General features: G+C 71.6%; 10 protein-coding genes and 1 pseudogene. 7 read left to right on the forward strand and 4 right to left on the reverse strand.

Going from position 1 to position 20,508, the window contains the following annotated elements:
• Positions 1-108: 108 nt before the first annotated feature.
• Positions 109-993 carry a SigB/SigF/SigG family RNA polymerase sigma factor gene (locus tag ACZ7J0_RS10010; protein ID WP_470885757.1) on the reverse strand — a complete coding sequence of 295 codons (885 nt, stop codon included), beginning with the start codon at positions 991-993 and terminating at the stop codon, positions 109-111.
• Positions 994-1,126: 133 nt separating this feature from the next.
• Between ACZ7J0_RS10010 and ACZ7J0_RS10015 the strand changes: the two genes are divergently transcribed.
• Complete coding sequence (locus tag ACZ7J0_RS10015) at positions 1,127-1,561, forward strand: ATP-binding protein (protein ID WP_470885759.1); 435 nt, start codon at positions 1,127-1,129, stop codon at positions 1,559-1,561.
• Between the two features lie 175 nt (positions 1,562-1,736).
• A complete protein-coding gene (locus ACZ7J0_RS10020; RefSeq protein WP_470885760.1) occupies positions 1,737-4,679 on the forward strand; it encodes a hybrid sensor histidine kinase/response regulator in 2,943 nt (980 codons plus the stop codon).
• 105 nt (positions 4,680-4,784) lie between these two features.
• On the opposite strand, the gene ACZ7J0_RS10025 is transcribed toward ACZ7J0_RS10020, so the two are convergent.
• Positions 4,785-7,052 carry a SpoIIE family protein phosphatase gene (locus tag ACZ7J0_RS10025; protein WP_470885762.1) on the reverse strand — a complete coding sequence of 756 codons (2,268 nt, stop codon included), beginning with the start codon at positions 7,050-7,052 and terminating at the stop codon, positions 4,785-4,787.
• A 275-nt stretch (positions 7,053-7,327) separates the two neighbouring features.
• Complete coding sequence (locus ACZ7J0_RS10030; RefSeq protein WP_470885764.1) at positions 7,328-8,557, reverse strand: D-alanyl-D-alanine carboxypeptidase family protein; 1,230 nt, start codon at positions 8,555-8,557, stop codon at positions 7,328-7,330.
• 224 nt (positions 8,558-8,781) lie between these two features.
• Between ACZ7J0_RS10030 and ACZ7J0_RS10035 the strand changes: the two genes are divergently transcribed.
• The 5 genes and pseudogenes from ACZ7J0_RS10035 (at position 8,782) to fxsT (ending at position 19,455) form a co-directional block, all read left to right on the forward strand.
• A complete protein-coding gene (locus ACZ7J0_RS10035; RefSeq protein ID WP_470885766.1) occupies positions 8,782-10,704 on the forward strand; it encodes an NAD-binding protein in 1,923 nt (640 codons plus the stop codon).
• 55 nt (positions 10,705-10,759) lie between these two features.
• Positions 10,760-11,104: pseudogene (locus ACZ7J0_RS10040) on the forward strand (cytochrome P450); the annotation flags it as partial.
• Between the two features lie 624 nt (positions 11,105-11,728).
• On the forward strand, positions 11,729-14,044 hold the full coding sequence (locus tag ACZ7J0_RS10045; RefSeq protein ID WP_470885768.1) for an FxsB family cyclophane-forming radical SAM/SPASM peptide maturase: 2,316 nt from the start codon (positions 11,729-11,731) through the stop codon (positions 14,042-14,044).
• Between the two features lie 115 nt (positions 14,045-14,159).
• Positions 14,160-15,479 carry a TIR-like protein FxsC gene (locus ACZ7J0_RS10050; protein ID WP_470886048.1) on the forward strand — a complete coding sequence of 440 codons (1,320 nt, stop codon included), beginning with the start codon at positions 14,160-14,162 and terminating at the stop codon, positions 15,477-15,479.
• Between the two features lies 1 nt (position 15,480).
• Positions 15,481-19,455: an FxSxx-COOH system tetratricopeptide repeat protein gene (gene fxsT / locus ACZ7J0_RS10055; protein ID WP_470885770.1), complete on the forward strand. Its 3,975-nt coding sequence runs from the start codon at positions 15,481-15,483 to the stop codon at positions 19,453-19,455.
• Positions 19,456-19,568: 113 nt separating this feature from the next.
• On the opposite strand, the gene ACZ7J0_RS10060 is transcribed toward fxsT, so the two are convergent.
• The gene (locus ACZ7J0_RS10060) at positions 19,569-20,432 is read right to left on the reverse strand and encodes an alpha/beta fold hydrolase (protein WP_470886049.1); all 864 of its coding nucleotides are present in this window, start codon (positions 20,430-20,432) and stop codon (positions 19,569-19,571) included.
• Between the last annotated feature and the right edge of the window lie 76 nt (positions 20,433-20,508).

A 20,508-nucleotide genomic window follows, 5' to 3' on the forward strand; every position in this document is an offset into this window, starting at 1 on the left:
GTCGGTCGGTGCGGGGCACGGCCCTGATGCCGTACGTGTCGGGCCGCGGGCTCAGGCCGTACGTCCGGTCCGTGTGCCCTCGCTCCGTACGTGTCGGGCCGCGGGCTCTCAGGCCGGGGGTTCGTCCTCCAGCAGGCCGTTCCGCAGCCGTCCCAGGATGTCCGCGAGAAGCCGGGAGATGTGCATCTGCGACAGGCCCAGCCGGGCGCCGATCTCGGACTGGGTCAGCTCCTCGCCGAAGCGCAGCGTCAGGATCATCCGGTCCCGCTCGCTCAGGCGCGCGATCAGCGGCTTGAGCGATTCCAGGGACTCGATGACGTCGAAGGAGTGCTCCTCGGCGCCGAGCCGCCGGGCGAAGCCGGTGTCGCCCGTCTCGTCGTCGAGGGGGGCGTCGAGAGAGCGCGCCACGTATCCGTTGGCGGCCTGCTCGCCCTCGACGATCTCGGCCTCGGTGACGTGCAGATGTGCGGCGAGCTCGGCGGTCGTGGGTCGCCGGCCCAGCTGCTGCTCCAGTACGTCCAGGGCCTTCGCGAGGCCGATCCGTAGCTCCTGGAGCCGGCGGGGCACCTGAACGGCCCAGCTGGTGTCCCGGAAGAAGCGCTTCATCTCGCCGACGATGGTCGGCAGCGCGAACGACGCGAACTCGACCTCGCGCTCCACGTCGAACCGGTTGATCGCCTTGATCAGGCCGATCGTCCCGACCTGAATGATGTCCTCCAGCGGTTCGGCGCGGTTACGGAACCGCCGCGCCGCGAACTTCACCAGGCTGAGGTTCAGCTCGACCAGGGTGTTGCGGACGTAGGCGTGCTCGGGCGTGCCCTCCTCCAGCGCGGCGAGCCGGCGGAAGAGGGCCACCGAGAGCTTCTGGGCCTCGCTGGTCGTGACGTCCTGGGGCTGTGAGATCTCCGGAAGACCGCCCAGGGCGCTGCGCCGTACCGCGGGCCTCGCGGGGGACCGTGTGGCGCGGACGGCTTCGTTGCGGGTACTGGACATGCGGCTCCTTCGACGGGGCGGGGCCTGCGCTGCCACATGGCAGCGGGGGTCCGTCGTGAGCGTCTGTCACGAAACATGCCCTTTTGATGGTATTAATAACCTTTCTGCTGGGAAGTCGCCTCCCATGGATCGTGTGAGTGCGGAGGGTCACCTGGCGCACAGCCGCCGGTTCCCGCTGCGGGCGGGGCCCGGCGTGGTGGGGCAGTGCCGGGACCTGACGCGCCAGGTCCTGGACGAATGGCTCACCGCGCGCGGGCCGGGGGAGAGGACCGCCGTACAGGACGTCCTGCTGCTGGTCTCCGAAGTCGTCACCAACGCCTGCGTTCACGGCGGCGCCCCGTACGAACTGCGCTTCGACCTGGCCGACGGGCGTCTGTGGGTCCAGGTCAGTGACAACAGCCCGGCACGCCCCCGGTCGCGCCCCCCGCACCGGCCGGCGCAGGCCTCCGGGCACGGTCTCTATCTGCTCCAGCGCCTCTCCGCGGGCTGGGGCTGGGCGCGCCGGGAGCGCGGCAAGGCCGTCTGGTTCGAGGTGCGCCTGCCCAGGGTCCCGCCGGCGCGACCGTGAGCCGAGCGCCCTCGTGCCCGGGCGTCCCCTCCCCGAGAGGCGTGCGGCGCCCGGCAGATCCGTGCGCGTGAGGATGTCGGCGCCGTCCCCCCGTGCCAGAGTGGAAAACGCCGTACGAGCCCGCCAAGGCGGCGTGCCGTCACGGCGCCGTGCGTCACGACAGCGCGAGGTTGCGATGGATGTGTCTCCCCGCACGCCCGGCCCCGATCCGTCGCGGCCCACCCCGGAGCTCGGGGAGGAAGGGCTCCGCAAACTGCTGGCCGGACTCACCGCCGTACGGGACGGTGACCTCTCCCAGCGGCTCCCCGACGACGCCGGAGGGCTCCTCGGAGAGATCGCGACGATCTACAACGGCATGGTCGAACAGCTTTCCCTGGTCACCTCGGAGGTCACCCGTGTCGCCCGCGAGGTCGGCGGGCAGGGCCTTCTGGGCGGTCACGCCAGGGAGCCGAGGGTGCGGGGCGTCTGGCTGGAGCTGACCTCGGGCGTCAACACCATGGCCGACAACCTCACGTCTCAGGTCAGGTCCATCGCGCAGGTCGCCACCGCCGTGGCGCGCGGCGACCTGACCCAGAAGATCAGAGTGGACGCGCGCGGCGAGATCCTGGAGCTCAAGGAGACCATCAACACCATGGTCGACCGGCTCTCCTCCTTCGCGGAGGAGGTCACCCGGGTCGCCCGCGAGGTGGGCACCGAGGGCAAGCTCGGCGGCCAGGCCACCGTGCGCGGCGTGTCGGGCACCTGGAAGGACCTCACCGACAACGTCAACTCCATGGCGAACAACCTGACCAACCAGGTCCGCAACATCGCGCAGGTCACCACGTCGGTCGCCAACGGTGACCTCACCCGCAAGATCGACGTGGACGCGCGCGGCGAGATCCTGGAACTGAAGACCACCATCAACACGATGGTGGACCAGCTGTCGTCCTTCGCTGCCGAAGTCACCAGAGTCGCCCGCGAGGTCGGCAGCGAAGGGCGGCTCGGGGCCCAGGCCGAGGTGGAAGGCGTCTCCGGCACCTGGAAGCGGCTCACGGAGAACGTCAACGAACTGGCGGGCAACCTGACCCGGCAGGTCCGCGCCATCGCCGAGGTGACCAGCGCCGTCGCCGAAGGCGATCTGACCCGCTCCATCACGGTCGACGCCACCGGTGAGGTCGGCGACCTCAAGGACAACATCAACGCGATGGTCGAGTCCCTGCGCGCCACCATCCATGCCAACGAGGCCCAGGACTGGCTCAAGACGAACCTCGCGCGCGTCTCGGGCCTCATGCAGGGCACCGGCAGCCTCCCCGCCCTGGCCGAACTGATCATGGCCGAGGTGCCGCCGCTCGTCTCCGCGCAGTACGGCGCCTTCTTCCTCGTCCAGGAGGGCGAACACGGCACCGAACTCGTCATGACCGCCGCCTACGCGTCCCCCGACGACCCGTCCTCCGGGCCCCGCCGCTTCCGCCTCGGCCAGTCCCTCGTCGGACAGGCCGCCCGCGACCGGCGCACGATCGTCGTGGACCGGCTCCCGCACGGCTACGCCACCATCGCCTCCGCCGCCGGGTCGGCCGAACCCGGCCAGCTGATCATCCTTCCGGTCGTCGTCGAGGGGCAGGTGCTGGGCGCCGTGGAACTGGCGGCGCTCCGCCCCTTCACCGACATCCACCGCGACTTCCTCGACCAGTTCATCGAAACCGTCGGTGTCAACGTCAGCTCGCTGATCGCCAGTGTCCGCACCGACGAACTGCTCGGGCAGTCCCAGCGCCTCACCTCCGAACTGCGCGCCCGATCGAAGGAGTTGCAGGCCCGGCAGCGGGAACTGCAGCGCTCCAACGCCGAACTCAAGGAGAAGGCGGCCCTCCTCGCCGAACGCAACCGGGACATCGAGAGCAAGAACCTGGAGATCGAGCAGGCCCGGCAGGAGCTGGAGGCCCGCGCCCAGCAGCTCTCCCGGACCTCGATGTACAAGTCCGAGTTCCTGGCCAACATGAGCCATGAACTGCGCACTCCGCTCAACAGCCTGCTCATCCTCGCCCGGCTGCTCGCCCAGAACCCCGAAGGAAACCTGACGGACAAACAGGTCGATTACGCGGAGGTCATCCACTCCGCGGGATCCGACCTGCTCCAGCTCATCAACGACATCCTCGACCTCTCCAAGGTCGAGGCCGGAAAGATGGACATCCACGCCGAGCCGTTCCCGCTGCGCCAGCTGCTGGACCATCTGGAAGCGACCTTCCGCCCCGTGGCGGGCGAACGCGAACTGGACTTCCATGTCGTCACGGCACCCGACATCCCGGACGAACTCACCACCGACGAGGGGCGGCTGCGCCAGGTCCTGCGCAATCTGCTCTCCAACGCGCTGAAGTTCACCGACCGGGGCAGCGTCGAGCTCGGCGTCCGCAACGCCACCACCGAGGAACTCCCGCACGCCCTGCGGGACTCGGGGCCCATCCTCGCCTTCCAGGTCGCCGACACGGGCGTCGGTATCCCCGCCGATCGCCTGGAGAGCGTGTTCGGCGCCTTCCAGCAGGGCGACGGCACCACCGCCCGGCGCTACGGAGGCACCGGGCTCGGCCTCTCCATCAGCCGCGAGGTCGCCCGGCTGCTGGGCGGTGTGATCGTCGCGGAGAGCTCGGTGGGCCGCGGAAGCCGGTTCACGCTCTACCTTCCCCTGCGTGAGCGGGCCGACCTGCACCCCTCGACGGAGGAGGACACCCGGCACGGGTCGGAGGCCGGCGACCGGGACGTACGCCCGTCCGGGGCCACGGTCCTCGTCGTCGACGACGACGCCCGCAACGTCTTCGCCCTGACGCAAGTGCTGCAACGCGAAGGACTGCACGTGCTCACCGCCGACAGCGGCCAGGCCGGAATCGATCTGCTCGCCGCCCACGACGAGGTCGACCTCGTCGTGATGGACGTGATGATGGCAGGCATGGACGGCTACGCCACCACGGCGGCGATCAGGGAAATGCCCCGCTTCGCCAAGCTGCCCATCATCGCCGTCACGGCCAAGGCGATGCCGGGCGACCGCGCCAAGGCCCTGGCCGCCGGGGTCAGCGACTACGTCGCCAAACCGGTCGACGCGGACCATCTGATGGGCATGATCCTCGGCTGGCTGACCGAAGAACGCTGAACCGGCGGACGGTGAACGCCGCACCAGCGGAAGACCGGCCCCCCCGCCCCCGGGGACGGCGCGGGCCCAGGCGGGCGGCGCGGATCCCGGGGGCGGCGCGAGGTGTCACTCCCGGATGCGGATCGCGATGATGCTCGTGTCGTCGTCCGTGTCCCCGGTGGCCGCCTCCAGCAGGCGCTCCACCTGCTCCTCCACCGCGCAGTCGCTCAGCCGCTCCGCGACCGCGAGCAGACTCTTCAACCCCTCGTCCAGGCCGTCGTGCCGCCGCTCGACCAGCCCGTCCGTGTAGAGCAGAAGCGTGTCGCCCGGCCGCAGCGGAGTCCGTATCTCCCGGTACGTCACCGAGGCCACCGCGCCCAACAGCAGGTCACGCGGCGGGTCGAGCAACTGGGCCCGCCCGTCGCGCAGCAACAGCAGGGGCAGATGCCCGGCGCTCGACCACCACAGCGAGCGGTCGTCCGGGTCGTAGAGCGCGCACACCGCGGTCGCCGTGGGGTGGCCGCTCGTCTGGAGGGTCACCTCGTTGAGCCACTCCATCAGCCGCCCGGGCGTGTGACCGGTGAAGGCGAGGCCGCGCAGCGCGTTGCGCAGGGCCACCATCCCGGTGGCCGACTCGATGCCGTGGCCCGCGATGTCGCCGACCGCGACCAGGACCCGGCCGCTGGGCAGCGGCAGTACGTCGTACCAGTCACCACCCACCCGGTACTCCTCGACCGCCGGCCGGTAGCGGGCCGCGACGAGCAGTCCGGGCAGCTGCCGCAGATCGGGGGTCTCGGGCACGATCGCCTGCTGGAGCCGCAGCGCCAGCTCGTGCCGCACCGCGGCCTGCTTCTGTACGGCGGTGAGCTGGTCGAACGTCGCGGTCAGCGCCGCCTCCGTGTGCCGGTACGCCGAGACGTCCTGGTAGACGCCGGTGATACCGGTGACCACGCCCTCGTCCAGCAGGGGTTCGGCGGCGACGCGCACATGGCGCAGCGTGCCGTCGCCCCGCACGATCCGCAGCACCGACACGGCGCCACGCTGGCGTTCCGTGAGTGTCGTGATCAGCTCGGTCAGGGCCTGTCCGTCGTCGGGATGCACCCGTGAGCGCATCGCCAGCAGCGGCACCGGCGAGGCGTCCGGGTCGATGCCGAAGATCCGGTACGCCGTCTCGGACCACACCGAGCCGCCGCCCGACACGCTGTCCCGGAAGGGCGCCACTCCCTGGAGATGGCCCACCGCCCGGGTGGCGGACATGCCCCGGTTGCTGCTGGCGTGCCACAGCACCACGGTCCGTTCGGTGCCCGCCGGAAGCACCCGTACGTCGAGCAGGGGGGCGGGCGCCTCGGCCCGTGCCACCCGGGGCAGCCGCGGGGTGCTCTGGCGGCGCGCCGCGGCATGCGCACGCCTGGCCAGCCGCGTCAGTTCGGCATGAGCCAGCGGAAGGGCCAGCTCCAGCGGTTCGCCGATGGGCGGCGCCGTACCACCGAGCGCTTCGACGGCCGGCTCGTTGAGGTGCTCCACCGAGAGCGCCGAGGAGGCGGGCTCACCCCGCAGCATCATCGCCGGATGCGCGAGGGCGTCCAGTACGTCCACCAGCGCGGGCGCCCCCGACGGCAGGGAGTCGTCCGCGTCGAGCACGGTCCCCGCCACCTGGATCAGCCCGGTGAGCGCCCGGCGTACGGGTTCGTCGAACTCCGTCCGCGCGGGCCACGCGGTGAGCGCGAGACCGACCGTCGTGCCCCTGATCCGCAGCGGGAGCAGGGCGCGGCCGGCCTGGGGCCCCGGCCCGGGGAGGACCTCGTCCGGCGCCGGACCGGCCGACAGCCAGCGGGGGGTCCCGTCGGACACCACCGCGTGGAACAGCGCCGGAGCCCCCGGTGGGATCCACTGCCACACCGCTGCCTCCGCCGCGCTCACCCCCGCGTGCCCGGCGAGCCGCAGACAGCCGGAGTCCGTGCACCGCCACAGCCACAGGCTCTGTGCGCCCAGCGGGCGCAGACCGCCCTCCAGCAGCGCCTCGGCCGCCTCGCTCACGGTGTCGTGCGCCTCGGCCTCCGCGGCCACACGCCGGGCCCGCCGCGCCTCGACCGGGCTCGGCCCCCCGGGGTCGACCTGCGGAGCTGCGTCCGGTGCGCCGGCGACTCCGTTCACGATGTCCGCGGCGAGGTCCTCGGGGCTCAGACCGGTCACCTGGGAGAGGTTCCGCAAATGCTCACCCGCCTCCGCGGGCGGCGCGCCAAGTTGGGCCGCCAGGATGCCGGTGGCAAGGTCGAGCAGCCGCCGACGCCTGGACGCGTCACGAAGGCGGTTGATCTCGGCGGTCAGCCCCACGATCGTCGAAATCGTCTGGACGTTGTCCACGCCCGAGGGCCCCGGCGCGGATGTGATCACGGCACCTCCCGTCCCGGGCGGTCGAAGGAGTGAGCCAGCGTGTCCCTCAGGATTTTACCCGCGCGTAGCTCCACAGGGAGGGGCGGCGGGAGCCCGGCGTCGCGACATCGGGCAGCGACCCGGGGCGGCGTGGACGACCGGTGCGACGGCGGCGTCGAGGGCACGCGGCTCCAAGGATCGGGCACGCCCCGCCGGTCGGATCACCCGCTCCGGCGCACGGGTCCCCAGCCGACCCGCCGGGCGTCGGCGGCAACGCCGCCCCCCTGCCCGCCCGATCACCGCAGCGGTCCCCACGGCCCGCGCACCACGCTCCGGCGGCGGTGTCGCCACCACAGCGCCACCGCGCCGGCGCAGGCCGCTCCGAGGAGCGACAGGGGAAGGCCCGCGTCCGGCGGGGTCGCGGCCTCGGCGGCGACGTCGCGGTCGCGTCCGGGATCAGGCGGCCGCGGGGTGGCCGACTTCTGCGCCCGGGCCGGGACGGCGGCCCTGGCGGCTCCCGGCGCCGGGGACCTCCGCAGCGGAGACGGTGCGAGGGACCCCACGGGACGGACCCGCCCGGCCGCCCGGAACCCCCAGTCCAGGAGCGCCCGAGCCTCCTCGTACACCGCGTAACCACCGCCGGACTGCGGGTTCATCACCGTCACCACCAGCGTCCGCGGCCCACGCCGCGCCGCGGCGATGAGCGTGCTCCCCGCGCCGCTCGTGTAGCCGTTCTTGACGCCGATGACCCCCGGGTAGCGCAGGACGCCGTCGGCCCCGGTCAGCAGCCGGTTCGTGTTCGTGATGTCGTACGACCAGCGACCGGAGGGGAACCGCGCGTGCGCCGTCGACGCGTACCGGACGAAGTCCGGGTTCTGGAGGCCCACCCGGCCGAAGACGGCCAGGTCGTACGCGGACGAGACCTGACCGTTCGCGTCGTAGCCGTCGGGGGAGACCACCCTCGTGTCCCGGGCGCCCAACGCCCGCGCCTTCTCCTGCATCCGGCGGGCCATGCCCTCCCAGCCGCCGTTCATCGCGGCGAGCACATGCACGGCGTCGTTCCCGGAGCTGAGGAAGACGCCGTTCCACAGGTCCGACACCCGGTAGGTGTACCCGGCCTGGACGCCGACGAGGCTGGAGCCCGCGCCGATCCCCTCCAACTCGTCCTCACGGACCGTGTGCCGGAGCGAGGGGGTGAAACGGGGCAGTGCCGTGACCGCGAACAGCGTTTTCAGGGTGCTGGCCGGAGGCAGCCGTCGATGGGCGTCACGGGCGGCGAGCACATCGCCCGTCACGGCATCCGCCACCACCCAGGACAGGGCGGAGACGTCCTCCGGCGCTCCGGGACCGCCGGGCAGGGCGTCCACCTGCGTCCCGGGCCGGTGCAGCCGCCCTCGGTCGAAGGAGGAGGACCCCGCGGGCGGCGTCGGCTCGGTGACACAGGCCGCCGCGGCCGGGGCGGTAGCCAGGAGCAACAGCGCTGCCGTACCGGCCGCGGCATGACGGACAACTGACATGACGATCATTCAGCCACCGTAGGAAGAGCTGGACTCCCGCGCAGGTGGAGTGCGCCGTCCGGACTAGGTGACAGCCTCGCCCCTCGTGGCGCCGACCCGTGCCCGGCGGCCGGGGCGCGGCCGGAGCAGGGCATTCTTGGGGCGTGTCCTCACTTCCGCACCAGAGCCCATTAGCCGCCCCGAACCCCGAGGGCCCGCCCGGCAGGCAGCCCTCCTCCGAGCCGCCGGGGCACATGATCGTCTGCGGTGACGACGTCCTCGCCCACCGGCTGGCCGGGGAGCTGCGCGAGGTCTACGGGGAGCGGGTGACCCTCGTCGTACCCTCCCCGAACGAGTCACCGCGGCCACCCGCCCAGCGCGCCGGCCGGGCCATGGCCCTCTTCGGGAGGGTGTCCGCCCTCGGCCGGGTGTCGGCGGCGATGACCCGCTCGCCCGCTCCCGACCAGCGCACCTCGGGGGCCGTGCGGCCGGTGCGCGTGCTGGAGGCGCCCGAGCTGGACGACGGTGTACTCGCCGACGCCGGGGTGCAACGGGCCGCCGCCCTCGCGCTCGTCCACGACGACGACGAGACCAACATCCGTACGGCACTGATCGCCCGCCGCCTCAACCCCCGTCTGCGGCTGGTCATCCGGCTCTACAACCGCAAGCTCGGCCAGCATCTCGAGGAACTCCTCGACCAGGCCGCGGCCGTCGCCGAACCCGGGCTCGACCCCGCCGCCCTGGACGCCTCCACGACCGTCCTGTCCGACGCGGACACCGCCGCGCCCGCGCTGGCCGCCACCGCCGTCGCCGGCACCAGCAAGGTCGTCCAGGCGGACGGGCTGCTGCTGCGCGCGGTCGAGCGCACCCCGCCGGGGCGCGGCGAGGTCGCCGACCCCGGTCTGTGCACCCTGGCCCTGCTGTCCGCCACGACCAACGACCCGGCGGGCAGCGAGGGTTCGGAGCGCAGCGGCGACCAGGGCCCCCAACTGCTGCCGGACGACCGGGCCGTGGCCGCCGCCACCGGGCGCGGGATCGTGGCGCTCGAGGCGATCACCTACGCCGGGCCGACCCTCGCGTCCAACCGGCTCGGAGCCACCGCCCTCCCGGTCGGCTCCCTCTTCTCCCGCCGACTGCGCTGGTCGCTCGCCGGCGTGTTCGCCGCGGTCACCGGCATCACCGTGGCGACGTGGCTCTCCACCGGCGACCATCCCCTGCACGCCGCCTATCTGACGCTGCTGGACATCTTCGCGATCGGCGACCCGGCCGTCGACGCGTCCGTCGGCCGACAGGTCCTGCAGATACTCGCCGGCTTCACGGGCCTGCTCCTGCTGCCCGTCCTCATCGCGGGCCTCCTGGAGGCGATGGGCACCTTCCGCACCGCGACCTCCCTGCGCCGGCCCCCGCGCAGCCTCTCCGGACACGTGGTGCTGCTCGGCCTCGGCAAGGTCGGCACCAGGGTGCTCGCCCGGCTGCGCAGACTGAACATCCCCGTCGTCTGCGTGGAGTCCGACCCGGAGGCGCGCGGCGTCGCGCTCGCGCGCCGGCTGCGCGTGCCGACCGTGATCGGCGACGTCACCGAGGAAGGCGTCCTGGAGGCCGCCCGGGTCCACCGCGCGCACGCCCTGCTCGCGCTCACCAGCGTCGACATCACCAACCTCGAGGCGGCGCTGTACGCCCGCTCCCTCAAGCCCGGCCTCCGGGTGGCGCTGCGGCTGTACGACGACGACTTCGCGACGGCCGTCTACCGGACGCTCAGAGCCGCCCATCCCGACGCGCTCACCCGCAGCCGCAGCGTGTCCCACCTCGCCGCGCCCGCGTTCGCCGGTGCCATGATGGGGCGCCAGATCCTCGGTGCGATCCCGGTGGAACGCCGGGTCCTGCTGTTCGCCGTCGTCGACGTGGCGGGCCATCCGCTGCTCGAGGGCCGCTCGGTCGGGGAGGCCTTTCGCCCCGGCGCCTGGCGGCTGATCGCCCTCGACACGGCGGCCCCCACCGACCGCCGCCCGGACCTGGCGACCGCCCGCCCCCGCGCCGACGGCCGCGGCGAGCTCGTCTGGGACCTTCACCCCGGCTACGTACTGCGTCCCGACGACCGGGTCGTGGTCGCCGCCACCCGCCGGGGCCTTGCGGAGCTCCTCGGCCGCAGGCCGCTCCAGCCGGCTCCGCCGGAGTAGCGGTGCGCGTCCGCACCCCATGTCACGCCGCCAACGGCGCCGCGCCCGAGAGGCCCTCGGCGGTACGGTGATCCCCAAGGGGACGCCCCTCCTTGCCGGTTACTCGGCCACGGGACGCGACAAGGCGGCCCACGGCCCCGACGCGGACCGCTTCGACGTCACCCGCGCCCCGGCCGCCCCGCACCTGTCCCTGGGGCACGGCCCGCACTACTGCCTGGGTGCCCCGCCGGCCCGTACGGAGGCGGCGGTCGCCCTGGAGCGGCTCTTCACCCGCTTTCCGGATCTGGACCTCGCCGTCGCGGAAGCCGACCTGGTCCGGCACGCCGGATTCGTGGGCAACAGCGTGCGCGAGCTCCCCGTGCGGCTCCACGCGGCCCGAGACACCCCTGACTTCCCGTGAAACCGGCCAGGAGGCACGGGAATTCGGCCGAACCGCTGGTGCCCCGTGCGCCGTTGGTGGAGGCTGAGCGCGTCACTCGTTCTGCTCTCGGCGCACCGGCAGGACACTTGCGTGGCGGGGTCGAACAAGCGGGAGCGTAGCCCGAATGAGGCGCGCGTTCTCGCCCGAAGGAGTGGCAGCCAGGGGGCTGCCGACACTCCCTGTCGTCCGCGCCGTTGGAGGCTCCGGGGGAAGTTACGGCGTGCGGCGGGTCCGGCTTCGAGGTGCTTCATACCTCGGGCGCGAGGTCGGCCGCACGTGCGCGATCCGCCCGATTTGCCCGAAGTGCTGCACTATGGGTGTGGGCGGGGCGCACAGTGATGGCAGGTTCGCGCCTGTCATATATCACTCATAATCGAAAGGCACTCCATGGCTACCACTCTCGTCTCCGCGGCCGCCAGGCCAGAGACCGTGTCCCGCCGGCACTCCACTCCCCGTGTGCCGCTGGCGAACCGGATCGCCGTCCGGAGTGGAGGGGATCCGAGTGCCCCCCTGAGCCGCCTGTTGCCGATCGCCGGTGCTTCATCCGCCCAAGTGGACCGAGCTTTCCAGTCGGCGCTCTGAATTCACCGAGAGCTTCCCACCGTGGACCGGCCTCCTCCCTCCTTATCCCAGTTCGTCGTCAAAGTGCATAGCCGCTGCGATTTGGCATGCGATCACTGTTATGTCTACGAACATGCGGATACGAGCTGGCGAGGCCGGCCCAAGGCCATCAGCCGGGCCATCCTGGCCCGTACCGCCGACCGCATCGCCGACCATGCCCGCACGCACGGCCTGGACCAGGTCCATGTCGTCCTCCACGGGGGCGAACCGCTTCTCGCCGGCCCCGCGGGACTGCGGATGGCCGCCCTCGAACTCCAGCGGGCCCTACGCGGAGTGAGCTCCCTCGATCTGCGCGTCCACACGAACGGCGTCCTGCTCGGCGAACGATTTCTGGACCTCTTCGCCGAACTGGACATCAAGGTCAGCGTCTCCCTCGACGGCGACCAGGCGTCCAACGACCGTCACCGCCGCTACGCCGACGGACGCAGCAGCTACCGCCAGGTCCTGCGGGCCGTCGAGCTGCTCCAGCGCCCGGCCCACCGTCACCTCTTCGGCGGACTGCTGTGCACCATCGACATCGCGAACGATCCCGTCGCCGTGTACGACGCGCTGGTCGCCCTCGACCCTCCCCGGATCGACTTCCTGCTGCCGCACGCCACCTGGGACGATCCGCCACCGCGGCCGGAAGGATCCCCGACCCCGTACGCCGACTGGCTCGATGTCGTCTACGCCCGTTGGGACGCCGCGGGACGCCCGGTTCCCATCCGCATGTTCGAATCCGTTCAGCGCACCCTGCGCGGCGAGAACAGCCTCATCGAGTCCCTCGGCCTCACCCCGGCCGACCTCGTCGTGATCGAGACCGACGGCACCTTCGAGCAGGCCGACAGCCTCAAGACGGCCTACGACGGCGCCCCGGCCACCGGTATGGACGTCTTCACCCACTCCCTCGACGACGTCCTCGACCACCCCGGCATGGCGGCCCGCCGCCAGAGCGTCGACGCACTCAGTGCCCAGTGCCGCGCCTGCCCCGTCGTGACCTCCTGCGGAGGCGGCCTCTACGCCCACCGCTACCGCTCCGACAGCGGCGGCAGCGGATTCGACAACCCCTCCGTGTTCTGCCCCGACCTCATGGCGCTGGTCGTCCGGATCCAGGACCGAGAGGTGGCCGCCGCCCGGGCGGCGGACGTCTGGCCGTCAGCCACCGGCGAGGACCTCACCGCTTTCGACGAACTCTCCTCGGGCCACGGCTCCGAGGACACCGTCGCGGCCCTCGCCGCCGCCCGGCTCGAAGCCGACCGGGACCTGCTCGCGGCCGCACACCGGCTCAGTGGGCCCGCTGATCGTGTCGCCGCGGCCGCCTGGGAGCTGGTCATCACCCTGGACGCCGACGCTCCTGACGCGCTGGACACCGTACTGGCACATCCCTGGACCCGCCCCTGGGCCACGGGGGTCCTCGCCGGAGAGGCGTCCCCCACCACCGGGCTCGCGGAGATCGCCGCGGCCGCCGCTCTGCGCGCCCGCAGGGGCGACACCGTGACCGTCCCGCTGCGCGGCCGGATGCTGAGGCTGCCCGGACTGGGTTCCATGGAGCTCGACCAGACGGGTGGCCATGCCCAAGTCACGGCGGGAGACCGAGACTTCACCGTACGGGCGGGCAGTTGGGTACTCCGCGTCGGCCGAGACGAGGGCATCGACGGCTGCTCGCCGTTCTGGAGTCCCGTGCGCGTTGTGGAACTCAGCGGCTGGGCGCCGTCGTTGGAGGACACCGATCCCCTTCGCTCGCACGGCGGCTGGCCGGTGGCCGGGCGGCTCACCGAGCACGACACCAAGATCTGGGCCGAGGATCTCACCTCCGCCTGGGACCTGATTTCCAGTCAATTCCCTTGGCAGTCAGCAGGTATGGCGGCCGGATTGCGCACTCTGGTGCCACTCCTTCCGCCGGACGGGCTCGACGCTCCGGACGGCGGTCTCGTGGGCAGGGCCTCCTGGGAGGCCTCCGGGGCCGTGGGCGTCGCCCTTCCGTCCTCGCCCGAGCTGCTGGCCCTGCTGCTGCTGCGCGAGTTCCAGCGGGTCAAGCTCGGCCTGATCCTCGACCGCTGCCGGCTCTACGAGGGCGGGACCATGAGCTCCGGGGCCTACGGGCCCATCGCGGACGCATACGCCGCGATCGCCGTCACCGACTTCTGGCGTGTCCTGCGCCGGACGGACCGCACGGGGGTCGCGGAGGCCGAGTTCGACGCCTGGCGTGCGCGCACCGCCGAGGCGGTGGCGCAGCTCGCGACGGACGGCGGTCTGTCGCCGCTCGGGGCGCGGTTCGTGGCCGGAATGCGCGACGCGAGCACGGCGTGGCATCCGTAAACTGATCAACTCGTCGGTTTATTCGGTCCGTTCACGCTATTCCATCAGCGAATTGGCATTTCCTACACTGAGCTTCCATCTGCATGGACGGGGGGAGTCGTTCGTGTCCGGAAGCGTGGAGTCGGGCAGTGGTGGGCCCAAACCGTACTTTTTTCTCAGCTACGCGCATACACCAAAGAACCATCCCAAGGACCGCGACCCCAACATATGGGTGGAGCGCTTCTACCGTGACCTGTGTGATCACGTCCTTCAGATGACCTCGCTCCCGGCCGGAGTGCCCGCCGGGTTCATGGACCAGGAGATGCAGCCCGGCGAGGGATGGCAGGAGCGGCTCTCCGAAGCCCTCGCCTACTGCCGCGTCTTCGTGCCGCTGTACTCGCCGCGCTATTTCCTCAGCGAGCAGTGCGGCCGCGAATGGTTCGCGTTCTCCAAACGCGCTGTGCACCACCAGTCGCGCAGCAACAGCACCTCGGTGAGTGAGATCGTCCCGGCCCTGTGGGTGCCCGTACCACTCAAGCAGTTACCCCAGCCTGCCGAGAGGCTCCAGTTCAACCACGCCGGCTTCGGTGACGACTACGCCGACGAGGGCTTCTACGGACTGATCAAACTGAGATACCTGCGCGAGCAGTACGAGCGTGCCGTCTACCTCCTCGCCAAGCGCATCGTGAGCATCGCCGAGGAGACCCGGATAGCCGACGGGGACCCGCACCAGGACTATCTGTCCGTGCCCAGCGCCTTCGGGCCGCCGGGGCCCGTACGGGAAATGGACGTCTCGGTCCTCGCCTGCTCCCGCTCGGACCTGCCGAGCGACCGCGGCCCGGACTGCTACGGCACCCACGCCCGGGACTGGAACCCCTACCAGGGCGAGTCGTCCCGGCCGCTCGTGGAGCACGCCGCCGACCTCGTGCGCAACCTCGACTACCGGGTGCGCGTCGGGGAGTTCGACGCCGACGCGGCCCGGATGCTGGCCCCGGGACCGCCCCGCGCCCCGGGACTGCTGCTGCTCGACCGCTGGTCGCTCGCCACCCCGCACGGCCAGGAGCTCGTACGGCGGCTGAGCGCGGAGGACCGGCCCTGGATCAGTGTGATGGTGCCCTGGAACCGGGACGACCCCGAGTCCGGGCCGCGCGAGCACGAGTTACGGGCGGCCGTCGACGAGGTGCTGGCCCCCCGCCGGGAGGAGAGTTCCGGCCACCGCTCGCCCGGTGGCGGCCTCCACACCCTGGAGGCCTTCAGCCAGGAGCTCCCGGTCGCGGTGAAGGCCGCCGACAAGCACTACGCGGCCCACGCCCGCACCTACCCGCCCGAAGGACCGGGCGGCCCCATTCCACGGGTACTGCCTACGGGCATCGGCTACGGCGCCGATGTGCCCGTACTTCCCGTTCATGGCACGGACCACCCGAAGAGCAACGCTGAGAAGGCGGAGGGCTCATGACATGACCGAGAACCGTGAAGGAACCGTCGTCACCTTCTACTCCTACAAGGGCGGAACGGGGCGCACCATGGCCCTGGCCAACACCGCCTGGATCCTGGCGGCGAACGGCTACCGGGTCCTCGCCGTGGACTGGGACCTGGAGGCCCCCGGCCTGCACCGCTTCTTCCACCCCTTCCTCGATCTCGCCGACCTGGAAGCCACCCCCGGTCTGATCAACCTGATCACCGAATACCAGGAAGAGGCCCGCCGGCCCGCCGACCGCGAACCGGACTGGCATCGCGACTACGCCCGGGTGCGGCCGCACGCGACATCGCTCAACTGGGCCTTCCCGTACGGCGGGAGTCTCGACTTCCTGTCGGCCGGCCGACGCAATCGCGACTATTCGTCGACCGTCGGACGCATGGACTGGGACGATTTCTACGAGCGCTTCGGCGGCGGGCAGTTCTTCGACGCCATGCGCTCCGATATGCGACGCCACTACGACTACACACTCATCGACAGCCGCACCGGCCTCAGTGACATCGCCGACATCTGCACCGTACAGATGCCGCAGGTGCTGGTGGTCTGCTTCACGCTCAGCGATCAGAGCATCGACGGCGCGTCCGCCGTGGCCCGCGATATCGAAGAGCGATTCCATGACCGGAACATTCGCATTCTGCCCGTGCCGATGCGCATCGACGACGGAGAGAAGGAGAAGGCGGACGCCGGACGCGCCCTGGCCAGAAAGAGCTTCCCCGGACTGCCGAGCGGCATGAGCGGTGAGGAACTGGCGCATTACTGGGGGTCCGTGGAGATTCCCTACCGGCCCTTCTACGCCTATGAGGAGATCCTCGCCACCTTCGGTGACGCCCCCAATGTGTCGAGCTCCCTGCTCACCGCCTGCGAGCGGCTGACCTCCGTCCTCACCGACGGCACGGTCAACGCCCTGCCGCCGATCGACGAGGCGGAACGGCTGACCTATGTGGCCGCCTACACCCGGCGCCGCCCGGTCCCGCCGTCCAATGTCGTTCTGTCCTACGTCGCCGAGGACCAGATGTGGGCCGACTGGCTCGGATCGGTCCTCACCAGGGCCGGGTTCCATGTCGTCCCCGTCGACGTGCACACCACACCGCTGGCCGGGGTCGAGTCGGAGTTCGCGGCGGCCGGCGGCTACCGGGTCGTCTCCATCGTCTCCCAGGGCTATCTCAACTCCCACCGCGCCAGGGCCCTGTGGGAGTCCGTGGTCAGCCTCGACCCGTCCGGCGGCCGGCGCCAGCTCGTGCCCGTCAGGGTCGGTGACGTCCGGCTCGGTCTGCCGCTGACCAGCCGGGGCGTCGTCGACCTGGTGCGGCTCGACGCCGAGGACGCGGCCGCCGCGCTGCTGACCGCGCTCGACCGGGAGGAGGCCGTCGGCACGACCCAGGTCGCGGCGGGAAGCCCGCGCTTTCCCGGAGCCGTACCCCAGGTCTGGAACGTCCGCCCCCGGCACGCCTGGTTCACCGGCCGCACCTCCATGCTGGAGCGCCTGCGCGACCAGTTGCGCGGCGACGCCCGCGCCGGCCAGCGCTTCCCCCAGGTGCTGTACGGACTCGGGGGAGTGGGCAAGACCCAGGTGGCGCGCGAGTACGCGCACCGCTTCCGGGCCGACTACGACCTCGTCTGGTGGGTCGAGGCGGAACAGCCCGACCGGGTCGTCTCCTCCCTCGCCGAACTGGCCGTGGAACTGGGCCTCGCCGGCGGCGGCAATGTCGCCGAGGCGGCCACGGCGGCGCTGCAGGCGCTGCGCTCGGGAGAGCCGTACTCCCGCTGGCTGTTGATCTTCGACAACGTCGAGGACCTCGACCGGACCCTGGAGATGCTGCCCGACGAGACCGGGCCGATCTCCCACGGTCTTTACGGACACATCCTCGCCACCTGTCGCAACAAGCCCGTCTCCACCCGCGTCGAGGCCATCGAGGTGGATGTCTTCACCCGCGCCGAGAGCGTGGAGCACCTGTGCCGGCGGGTGAACAAGCTTCCGGCCCAGGACGCCGACCGGGTCGCCGAGGCCGTCGGAGACCTCCCGCTCGCCGTGGAGGTGGCCGCCGCCTGGCTGGCGGAGACCGCCACTCCCGTGGACGCCTATGTCGAGCAGCTCAGGGAACAGAGCACCAAGGTCCTCTCGCTGGGCAAGCCCGAGGACTACGCCCAGCAGATCGGCGCCACCTGGAACATCTCCATCGCCCGGCTCCGCAACGAGTCCAAGGCGGCCGTACGCCTCCTGGAACTGTGCGCGTTCTTCTCCGCCGAGCCGATCTCCATGAGTCTCATCGGCAGCGACTCGATGCTGGCGTCCTTACTTCCGTACGACCCCGATCTGCGCGAGCGGTACATGCTGGGCAAGGTCATCCAGGCCCTCAACCGGTTCGCGCTCGCCAAGGTCGACCCGGCCGACAGCAGCATCCAGGTCCACCGCCTCGTCCAGGCGGCCGTCCGCTCCGGGCTCACCCCGGAGGAGCGGGACAAGGCGATGCACGAGGTGCACCGCATCCTCGCCGAGGCACGCCCCTCGGACAGCATCGACAAGGACAACCCGGTCAACGACCCCAAGAGCTGGCCCAGTTTCGAACTGATCTGGCCGCACCTCGGGCCCTCCGGAATCGTCGACTGCTCGGAGGAGAAGGGCCGCCAGCTCCTGGTCGACCGCGTCCGCTACCTCCTCAAGCGCGGCGAGCTGGAGAGCGCCCGCGTGATGGGCGCCCAGCTCAACAAGACCTGGACCCGGGAGCTGGGCGAGAACGACCTGCAGACCCTCAACCTGCGCTTCGAACTCGCCAACGCGCTGCGCTCGCAGGGCAAGTACCAGGAAGCCCGGGCCATGGACGAGGACACCCTCGCCCGGCAGACCCAGGTCCTGCACACCGACCACCCGGACGACGACCACCCGAGCATCCTCATCACCTCCGGCAGTCTCGCGGCGGACCTGCGCGGCCTCGGCCGGTTCGACGAGGCACTCGCCCTGGACCAGCGGATCTACCAGGGCTTCCGGCAGATCTTCGGCGAGAACCACCCGAGGACCCTGATCGCCGCCAACAACCTCGCCATCGACTACCGCCTCACCGGCGACAGCGAGGAGGCGCGCCGGCTCGACGACGAGACGGTGGACCGGCGCAGCGCGCTGCTCGGCGACGACCATCCGTACACCCTCACCACCAAGGGGCACCTGGCGCGCGATCTGCGGGACTCGGGCGACTACCGCTCGTCGGTGCAGGTCCTGCGGGAGGTCACGGCCTCCTTCGAACGCGTGCTCAACGCGGACGTGCCCGAGGTGTTGAGGACCGCCAAGAGCCTGGCCGTCTCCCTGCGGAAGGCCGGCTTCCCGCACGAGGCGAAACGCATCACCGAGAACACCTACAGCCGCTACCGGGAGCGCTACGGCGCCAAAGTGCCCGACGCGCTCGCCTGCGGGCTCAACCTGGCCGCCGACTACTCGGCGGCGGGGGACAAGCAGGGGGCCCTGGATCTCGCCCTGACCATCCTCGACGGCTACCGCGGACAGCTGGGTGAGAACCATCCCTTCACCCTGGCCTGCCGCAACAACCTGGTCATCTACCGGCGCGGTGTGGGAGCCGCGTCCGAGGCCGCGGAGGAGGGCGAGGCGGTACGGGCGGAACTGGAGGAGGCCCTCGGGCGGCAGCACCCCTACACCCTCTGCGCCGCGATCAACCTCGCCAACGCCTATGGCGACATCGGCCGCGCGGACCTGGCCGAGCGCTGGGAACGCGCCGCCCTCGACGGTCTCCTGGAGCGGTACGGACCCACCCATCCGGACGTCCTGGTCTGCCAGTCCAACCTGGCCGTGACGCTCCGCTCGACCGGACGCGAGGAGGAGGCGCAGAAACTCCGCGCGAGGGCCCTGGAACTGGCCGCGAAGCAGCTGGGCGCGGACCATCCGATCACGGAGGCGTCCCGGGCCTGGCGCCGCATCAACCGGGACCTGGAACCGCAGCCCGTGTGAGGTCCGGGCGGGACGGGGCCGAGGGGCGGGGAACGAAGGGCCGGGGCGAGAGCCCCGGCCGGTGGACTCCCGCCCCTCACGTCATCGGCTGCCCTGTCCTCACCAGGATGTGCTCACCAGGACGCCCAGCTCAGAACCCGGGTCAGCACCCGCAGCGCCCCGAAGTGGGCAGCGCCGCGCTCCACCACCATCTCGGCGCGCGGGATCCGCTCGGCCAGCCACCGGGTGTGCTGGACCGGGGCGAACACGTCCTTCTCGCCGTGCCAGAGCAGGACCGGGCCGTCGATGTCCTCGGGCCGGAACCCCCAGTCCGTGCTGAAGGCCATCACGTCGTCGACCCAGCCGCCGGCCGAACTGCGCAGGCCCTCCGCGAAGTTCCGTACGAGCATCTCCCGGATGCCCGTGTCCGCGACGATCACCTTGTCGGACTCGGGAAGGCCCGCGCGCATGTCCGCGAGCAGCGCGGACGGGTCCGCCCGGATCGCCAGCGTCCTGAACTCCAGCGCCGCCGTGAGCTGATGGTGCCCCGCGGCCGCGTTCACGTACTCGCGGACATTGGACTCGGTCATGCCCTCGAACCAGTCGAGCCCCTTCGCGTCCCGTGGCGCGAGCCCGACCAGCGCCGCCGCGCGGACGGTCCGGTCCGGCAGCAGGGCCGCGCAGGCGAGCGCGTGCGGAGCGCCGCCCGACCGGCCCACCACGGCGAACTCGGAGAGCCCCAGCTCGTCGGCGATGGCCTCCACATCGGCCGCCGCGTCCGCCACCCGACGCCCCGGGAGGCGGTCCGAATCGCCGTATCCGGGGCGGTCGAAGGTGATCAGATGGACGCCGAGGCGGTAGAGCACGCCACTGCGCGGGGCGGGTCCGAGTCTGCTGCCGGGCGTTCCGTGCAGCAGGAAGACGGGTCTGCCCTGCGGATCGCCGTAGTGCTCGACGGCAAGAGACCGGCCATCCGCGGTGTGTATCAGCTGCCCCAACTGGTGCCTCCCCGCGCCTCCCCGTATGACGGACACGCGGCAAGTATGCGGGCCGGATCCGGCGCTGGAACATACG

This window comes from Streptomyces sp. NPDC038280 (assembly GCF_055600045.1).

Excerpts from the sequence above, each read along its gene's own strand:
- ACZ7J0_RS10010 (WP_470885757.1), bottom strand. The coding sequence starts at position 993 with ATGTCCAGTACCCGCAACGAAGCCGTCCGCGCCACACGGTCCCCCGCG.
- ACZ7J0_RS10020 (WP_470885760.1), top strand. The coding sequence starts at position 1,737 with ATGGATGTGTCTCCCCGCACGCCCGGCCCCGATCCGTCGCGGCCCACC.
- ACZ7J0_RS10030 (WP_470885764.1), bottom strand. The coding sequence starts at position 8,557 with ATGATCGTCATGTCAGTTGTCCGTCATGCCGCGGCCGGTACGGCAGCG.
- ACZ7J0_RS10035 (WP_470885766.1), top strand. The coding sequence starts at position 8,782 with ATGATCGTCTGCGGTGACGACGTCCTCGCCCACCGGCTGGCCGGGGAG.
- fxsT (WP_470885770.1), top strand. The coding sequence starts at position 15,481 with ATGACCGAGAACCGTGAAGGAACCGTCGTCACCTTCTACTCCTACAAG.